This is a genomic window from Leptospira weilii (genome assembly GCF_006874765.1).
Lineage (GTDB): Bacteria > Spirochaetota > Leptospiria > Leptospirales > Leptospiraceae > Leptospira > Leptospira weilii.
Genome location: NZ_CP040840.1, coordinates 1,042,501 through 1,050,000, shown reverse-complemented (window position 1 = coordinate 1,050,000; position 7,500 = coordinate 1,042,501). Strand labels below are relative to the sequence as shown.

Below are 7,500 nucleotides of genomic sequence, written 5' to 3'. Positions count from 1 at the left end.
GAGCGTTTTTGATCTTTCTGATTCTAAAAACCTTTTCAATTTGTGGGGTTGGTTATGGTCAAATCCTATCACTACTGATCCTTATTAAAACAGAATACCGTTTTAATTTGAGCACAAATCCCGCGTTAGACGCAGAATTTTGGACACGTTATTTATGTAGAGATGAGGTAAACGCCAATTCTTTTTTATAAGAAGGATGCTTTCCGATCCTCGCGTTCATTTTCGACCATTGTTTTCAGATAAGAATGAATTTCGGGATCGTTGTCCTGTATCAGTTGCCAAAAAGAAAAACCCCGAATTTTATACTTCTTTAACAGATTCATCTTTGTTTCGAAAGATCGTCTGTTCATATAAAAGGCGACCCGATCGCAACCTCCCAGAGTATACCAAAGAGAAGGATCGTCGTAAACCCGTCCTTCGTGACGGTATAAATACGGTCGTAAGTAGATCCAATCTCCGGATTTTTTCGCTTCCTTGAAAATTTTAGACATATCGGTCGGCTCTTCGGATCTCGGATTCCAATTCATTTTAATATATTGTGCTCTGGAATAGAATACCGCTTTGGAAGGGGTATCGCAGTTCAGCGACCAGTCGTATCCGTAAGTCGGAATGGCCATATACAATTTTGAATTAGGAATTCTTTGTGTAGAATATTCTAATATTTTCTCAATCCACCAGGACGGCGCTTGAGGGCCAGGCCCGGGAAAGGCGTTTTTCCTAGGGTGTAATTCGTACGCCATGATTTTGACCTTATCGGCGATCTTTCCCAAAAATTCATAGTCATGAGAAAGTTGTCCTCGGTAAGCCTCGTAAAAATCCACCTGCATCCTCTTTCCGTTTTCTTTGCAATAATATTCGGAAGTCTTTTCTGCGGAGGTTTTTGGATGAATCGCGACCGATAAAAGTTTTTTCTTCTTTTTCAATTCCTCGGATAGTAGAGATAAAAAAGTCTCAAAGCTTTCCTTTTTATCGCAGGTCATCCCCTCGTAGTCGATATCGATCCCATCATATCCGTAGGCTTCGATTTCTTTTATGATTTGTTGTATGTGATAGTCGCGAACCTTCGTGTTTCCTTTGAATCCGATCGCATCCGATACTTTTTCAAAATCGTTTTCCCAACGGAATATGGTAGGTATAATTTTGGTTTTAGGAGAGATCGTTCTCAGAGCCCATATGTAAACTTCTTGCGCCCGGGGATTCCAAACGGATTTGATATTACCCGTATTGGTTCTGCCCCCTTCCAATGTATAAAGAAAAGGATGTATCTCATCGTATAATCGTATGTTTTGCGTCATCGCGACGATATCTGAAGACCAAGTGGAAGCAAGAAATTCCTTTTTTACTTTTTGATTTCCTTCTTCGGAACCGTTAAAAAAAGCCAGTATCTCGGAGTCCGGCAGACGAAACTGATAACTTGTTAATCCAAAATTCTCTCTTACAAAAAATCTTAAATCCTGAAACTTTGAGCCATGATTCTCTGAAATCGGAACATCGCTTCCCGAAGGTCCTTGCAAAGATCGCAATGAAAGGATCGCAATGATTAAGATCGAAATAAAAAAAAGTGTAAGCTTAAATTTCAAGGCGCTGATTTTTCGGCTGAACTACGGTTCCCAACCAATCTAATTTGAGGATTACATATTGAAAAGTGAATTCTAATTTTTCTTTATATGCAAGAGGTAAGAACCTTATGAAAGAGTTCCGAATGATTTTAGTACGAACTTAGATCTGGATTCCTCTTTTTTTGAGAATATCCAAAGCGGTCTGTCTGAGCATCGGATGGATCCGAAACTCGGAAGCCTCCAGAAAGCCGGAACCGGTCGGAACTCCGGATACTGTCGGATCGGTTGGCTCTGACTTAAATTTATCGGCTCCGACCCACTGGCTGAAAGCCCAGATCATTCTTTGGAAAATTTCATCAATCCGCTTTTGGTATCCGGCCTTTTTGTAATAACCGTACGCAAGCAAGGGCATTTTCTTTTCATACATAAAATGATCTCCCAAACGAACCAGCCCATCTTTATATTCCGCTTTTATAAAAAGATCTCTGGCCTTTCGGATATCACCCTCGTTGAAAGCTCGATTGCCCTCTCGAATTATTTCCGCTCTTTCTCTGGGATCCATATATTTAAAACCATCGGACATTTTTCGGATTTTCGCAAGTGAAAAACGGAGAGAATCAACTTACCAGAAATTCCATATACGACCCAAGTTGCCGCAACCTACAAAAACTACAATCCAAAGCAAGGAGATGAAGAAGTTTGCGTTTTACAGCGTGACTACTATATGAATGGTACGCAAACTTCCCTTAAAAACCGGACGGAATTCCGACCATATCTAAAATTCCGAAAATTCGCACTTTTTTTAGAACTCTCTTGCAAAGACCCGGCCTCTCAAAAAATAATTCTAAGATATTCGAAAGAGGAAATCATGAACGAACTAAAAGTAGGTTCCAAGGCTCCGAGTTTTACGGGGATTAACGAAAAAGGGGAAAAAGTGAAACTATCAGAACTAACCGGACCGAAAGGAATCGTACTCTATTTTTATCCGAAAGATCAAACACCCGGTTGCACTACCGAAGCCTGCGATTTTAGAGACAATTTTTCCAAAATCAAAAAAACAGGATTTAACGTGGTCGGAATTTCGAAAGACAGCGTAAAATCTCATCAGAAATTCATTGAAAAACAGGAGTTAAACTTCACTCTGATTTCCGATGAGGACGGAAAAATTTGCGAAGACTACGGAGTCTGGCAATTAAAGAAATTCATGGGAAAAGAATTTATGGGAATCGTACGTTCCACGTTTCTTATCGGAACCGACGGAAAAATCCTAAAAGTATATCCCAAGGTAAGCGTAAAAGGACACGTAGATGAAATCCTTTCGGACATCAAAGCACTGGAGAAAAAATGAAACTGGATAAGAACAAAATCCAAACCTCAATCGGAAAAAATCCTTCCAAGACGTTTTATAAATTACAACTTCTCTTCAAAGATCATTTTCCCGAGAATCTAAAAACGAAATATTCGCTTCAAACTTCCTCCGGAATTTTTACAGGAGATAACGGACAAATATTCACGGACGAGACCGAAAAAATCATCTACTTAGGGTTAGGCGATTCTTCCAAAGTAAAAACGAGAGGAATCGCCCAGCACTTTTTCTCCTTCGGAGAAAAACTCAGAAAATGGAACGGAGTGGGTCTTGAAATTCATCTTCCGAAAATTCTTACTACCGCACTTCCCGCAAATCTGCTCGTCTATCAAATCATAAACTCGTTAGAACAAGGAGCTTATGCGATCAACGTTCTCGCCAAGGAATTCAAAGAAAACTCCAAGAAAATCGGAAACGTTTCCCTGATTCTCCAAGACGCGGCAAAAGTTAAAGAGGCCGAAAAAGGACTCAGACGGGGAAAAGTGGTCAGCCGCTATGTCAACGGAGCCCGTTTTATCGCGCATCTTCCCGCAAATCACTTCACGCCGGAAGACTTCGTTTCTAGATCGAAAGAAATCGCAAAGGACAACGGACTTAAAATCACTGTCTTTGACGAACCTCAATTGAAAAAAGAAAAGATGGGAGGAATTCTCTCGGTCTGCGAAGGCTCGGATAAAAAGGCGAAGATGATTCTTCTAGAATATACTCCTGCCAAACCGAGCACAAAGAAAAAACTCGCAATCATCGGAAAAGGTCTTACCTTTGATTCCGGAGGAATCAGTATCAAACCCGCACAAGACATGCACGAAATGAAATACGACATGTGCGGAGCGGCCGCGGCCATCCATGCGATCGGCGCAATCGCCGAACTGGGATTAGGTGTTCCGGTTATCGCGGCAATCGGAGTCGCGGAAAATATGCCGGATGCGGCCGCGATCAAACCGGGAGACGTTTACACGGCTCACAACGGAATTACGGTAGAAGTTCAAAATACGGATGCGGAAGGCCGTCTGGTTTTAGGAGACGTCCTCTCCTACGTCGGAAAAAAATTCAAACCGGACTACATGTTGGATCTTGCAACTCTAACGGGAGCGATCATTATTTCTCTCGGACACGAGGCCGCCGGAGTCATGAGTAATTCGGAATCTCTCACAAATCTGCTCAAAGAAGCGTCGGCCTCTTCGGATGAAAGGATCTGGGAAATGCCTCTTTGGGAGGAATATTCGGAAGATTTAAAGAGCGATATCGCGGATATTCGTAACGTCGCGGGACGAGCGGGCGGCTCCTTATCCGCCGCAAAATTCTTAGAAAGATTCGTGGATCCCGGAATCGCTTGGGCACACATCGACATCGCGGGAGCAGCTTGGAGAAAAAAGGCGTCCGGAACTCAGATCGGAAACGGACCGACCGGATACGGGGTTCGACTGTTGGTGGATCTTGCGGAAAAAATCGGAAAAAAGAAATAGAAAGTTCAATTCGTACATTAGATTTATGTGTTGAATATATCCTTCGGCGCGGATATTTTTATCAATTACAAAAATCTTTCTTAAAAAATGGACTTAACTTTTTATAATAGAGTTGTTGAAAAATTCCATAGTGGAGTTTAAAAACTGGTTCTAATCGCCCATTTCAATGAAACGGAAACAGAGAAAAAATTAATTTTTCAAAAACTCTCTGATCTTTATTTTTCTTAAGAAAGAATCGTAATGGAACCTATTTTAACTTTCGCCGATCGATTTCAAAAACGAATCTTAGCATTCAATCGGTTTTCAAAATCCTTCGCTCTAAAATTGACCTTAATCGTTTTGATTGTATTTGGTTTTTTTCCTCCCGTTTCCGGTTGTCTGGATGCCGAACCTTCTAAAGTGAATGAAATCCCACTCCCACCGGAAACGACACGAGTTCGATTTGAAAAGAATTCTTTTCCGGATTTTGTGCAAAATCTTCCGCTAAAATCGGAGCGGACGCTTTGGACGTATAAAAAACAGAATATCGTTCGACGTTACGATACGATTGCCGTTTTAAACATTCCCCTTTTGTTTCAAGACGATTTGGAACAATGCGCAGATTATGCGATGCGCATTTGGGCGGAGTATCATAAACAAAAAAACCGTTTAAACCGTCTGTATCTTTTTGATTATAACGGAAATCGAAAGTTCTTTTCCGAAAGCGGACTTTCCTATTCTTCTTTTTTGAGAAAGGCCTTTGCATCTTCCAATTCTTTTTCCCTTAAAAAAGGAGGAAGGATCATTTCGGAAAAGGAGTTACGACCGGGCGATCTTTTTGTTCAAAATGAATCGGGAGGAATCGGACACGTTTCCATGATTTTGGATTTGTCGGAAAACCGAAATGGAGATAGATTTTTCCTAATCGGATTCAGCTTTATGCCCGCCCAGGAAATGCATATCGAAAAAGCTCCAAAAACATTCGGTTCTCACGGTTGGTTTACCTATTCCGGTTTTCTTTCTCATTTGAAAGTTTCTTATCCCTACGGGAACTCCGTTTTGAGAAGATTCTAAATTACAAAAACCGAATGGTAGAGAGAAATTTAAAATCCCATCCCCAAATCTTAGAATGTGCGAATTTCCCAACAGCGAAAGAGTCTGCTCGAAAACCTATAGGGATAATATGCGGGAACTCGGGCAGAACGCTTCCTATCATAACTTACCCAGAAGTATTTGGATCCCGAAGATAAATCTGTCGGAATTCCGACAAATCCTCTCTGAAACTTAGTTCCCACGACGCGCCCCTTAGGAAGCGTTGTGCCTGAGTTTCCCTTATTTTTGGGTGGAGGAGAATAAACTCTATTTCACTCTCTACGGGTCGCGAAATAGGTGGAAAGGTTCGGGAGATTTTTCTCTATCAGAAAATCATACTTTTTGCAAGTAAAAAGCCTCATTCTTGTCGGAACACTTGAAAAATATCAGTTTTTGATCCTTATGATCCCAAAAGCCTTCTTAAGTTGTGGGTAAGGTTATGGCTTCCTAAACTCAAATCCCACTCCCCAAGGGTCGCGAGATAGGGCGCGAAAGGTATAACTCAGCAAAACGCTTCCTATGGGTCGCGTTTTATGTTCTAGCCAACATCGGAAATAAAAAAGGAGATTTTAAAGCCGATGGGATATCTTTTACAAACAAGGGAGAATCGGATTGTAATGGAAAAGTTCCGATTTCCCGATCGGGTAAATCCAAACGATCCGCACCAAAACCAAATCGAATCTCTTCCAAACCTTCTAAGTTCCAATCGTCAAGAAACTCGGACACCGAAAATGGGACTTCACAAAGAATATCATATATCCATAAAACGTTCCCCTCTCTTCGAATAACTAAGATCGCGTCTTTCTTTGGAAAATAATAAAAATGATCCGTATACGCATAGATCCAATAAAAAGAAAGAATGAACCCATATCGTAAGGCTCCAAATCGTTTCGTTATCGGAAGAGAAGACGAGGCAATTCTTCGAAATAAATTTCTATCTTCTTTCGAATCCGAATTCAAAATCCGAAAATCGTAAGAGGATTTTTTAACGAGAAACGGATTTGGATTTTTCCAGAAAAAACAAGACTCCTCCACTCTTCTAAACCCGAACTTAGGATAAAAATCCGCAACACTTTCGTTGCCGAATAAAAAGAAAAACGAAGCCTTAAATTGGTAATCATCGAAAATACGCTCGATTAGTTTTCGAGACAAACCCCGCTTTTGATACTCCGATAAAGTCCCAACGGTCGCCAATTGAACCGCGTCATATTCTTCCCCATTAAAAATGATTCGCATCTCGCATACGGACGCATTTGATACCATAATTCCGTTTTTAAAAAAAGAATACGGAACGTAAGAACTTTCCCAAAACCCGAGTCGATGCCAAAGACGAAAATCCGCACCGTAAAGAACCTTAGGAGTGAACTGAAAAAACGCCTCTCTGTATTTTTCTTCGCCTACGTAGTTTTTATGAAAGTTAAATTCCTTTTGCATTTATTTTATTCTTTATGCATCGTCCGATCTCACTACCTACTTCTCTAAGATAGAACGTAACATCTCTCTGGTAGCGAAACCTGTTAAGGAAAAATCCTTACCTGCCTCTTCCAAAAGACGATTCGATTTATCCGGATCTAAGAAAGTATAGAGAAGATTTCTAATTTTGATTTTTTTTCCACGGTCGATCTAAATCTTGCGGGAAGTTCTGAAAGGTCGAAGAGATAAGGAGTGGTGATTAAAGAGACAGAAACGTTTCCCGTCATGGATTTCGAACCGGGGAGAATTCTTTCCACTTCCAAGAATCGAGTCGCCTTGCCGTTTTTACAAATTCCAAAACCGACGCGAATTCTGGATGAAATTCCACTTTTTTAAACCGTTTAGAACCTCTTGACTCTTCCCAAATCGCAAATTCGTCAAAAAGAACTTTTAAAGGAACTTTCTCCTTTCGCACAAAAGAATCCAAAGACTCGGACTCGACTTCTCCAGAAGCGAACTTCATAGAAAAATGTTCGAGCGCTCGATCCATTATGAGATAATGAGTTCCCCAAGAAAACAAAGCTCCTGGAAAAAATAAAACCAATGGAATGCCCCAAATCAATAA

Annotated in this window: 6 protein-coding genes and 1 pseudogene; 3 read left to right on the top strand and 4 right to left on the bottom strand. The window is 40.8% G+C overall.

All coding sequences use genetic code 11. The annotated features are described in order from the left end of the window. Nucleotides 1-185 precede the first annotated feature (185 nt). Both FHG67_RS05060 and FHG67_RS05055 read right to left on the bottom strand, forming a co-directional pair. Nucleotides 186-1,580, bottom strand: coding sequence for a glycosyl hydrolase family 18 protein (locus tag FHG67_RS05060; protein WP_004498833.1), 1,395 nt, complete (start codon nucleotides 1,578-1,580; stop codon nucleotides 186-188). Nucleotides 1,581-1,719: 139 nt separating this feature from the next. After that, nucleotides 1,720-2,142, bottom strand: coding sequence for a hypothetical protein (locus tag FHG67_RS05055; protein WP_016759514.1), 423 nt, complete (start codon nucleotides 2,140-2,142; stop codon nucleotides 1,720-1,722). Nucleotides 2,143-2,427: 285 nt separating this feature from the next. Here FHG67_RS05055 and bcp point away from each other — a divergent pair, with 285 nt between their 5' ends. The 3 genes from bcp to FHG67_RS05040 all read left to right on the top strand — a co-directional run bounded on the left by bcp (nucleotide 2,428) and on the right by FHG67_RS05040 (nucleotide 5,444). Beyond that, entirely contained in the window at nucleotides 2,428-2,907 is a 480-nt protein-coding gene (gene bcp, locus FHG67_RS05050) for a thioredoxin-dependent thiol peroxidase (protein ID WP_004508954.1), read from the top strand. After that, entirely contained in the window at nucleotides 2,904-4,391 is a 1,488-nt protein-coding gene (locus tag FHG67_RS05045; protein ID WP_004497478.1) for a leucyl aminopeptidase family protein, read from the top strand. The genes bcp and FHG67_RS05045 overlap by 4 nt, the downstream gene beginning before the upstream one ends. A gap of 240 nt (nucleotides 4,392-4,631) precedes the next feature. After that, nucleotides 4,632-5,444 (top strand): DUF4846 domain-containing protein, encoded by an 813-nt coding sequence (locus tag FHG67_RS05040; protein WP_004497484.1) that lies wholly within the window; start codon nucleotides 4,632-4,634, stop codon nucleotides 5,442-5,444. Nucleotides 5,445-5,993: 549 nt separating this feature from the next. Here FHG67_RS05040 and FHG67_RS05035 read toward each other — a convergent pair. Next, a complete protein-coding gene (locus FHG67_RS05035) occupies nucleotides 5,994-6,896 on the bottom strand; it encodes a GNAT family N-acetyltransferase (protein WP_004498822.1) in 903 nt (300 codons plus the stop codon). Between the two features lie 129 nt (nucleotides 6,897-7,025). Further along, nucleotides 7,026-7,425 (bottom strand): annotated as a pseudogene (locus FHG67_RS22220) (hypothetical protein); the annotation flags it as partial. Nucleotides 7,426-7,500 lie beyond the last annotated feature (75 nt).

What these genes read in the sequence shown, in the direction of transcription:
- FHG67_RS05055 (WP_016759514.1), bottom strand. Translation starts at nt 2,142, where the DNA reads ATGTCCGATGGTTTTAAATATATGGATCCCAGAGAAAGAGCGGAAATA.
- bcp (WP_004508954.1), top strand. Translation starts at nt 2,428, where the DNA reads ATGAACGAACTAAAAGTAGGTTCCAAGGCTCCGAGTTTTACGGGGATT.
- FHG67_RS05045 (WP_004497478.1), top strand. Translation starts at nt 2,904, where the DNA reads ATGAAACTGGATAAGAACAAAATCCAAACCTCAATCGGAAAAAATCCT.
- FHG67_RS05040 (WP_004497484.1), top strand. Translation starts at nt 4,632, where the DNA reads ATGGAACCTATTTTAACTTTCGCCGATCGATTTCAAAAACGAATCTTA.
- FHG67_RS05035 (WP_004498822.1), bottom strand. Translation starts at nt 6,896, where the DNA reads ATGCAAAAGGAATTTAACTTTCATAAAAACTACGTAGGCGAAGAAAAA.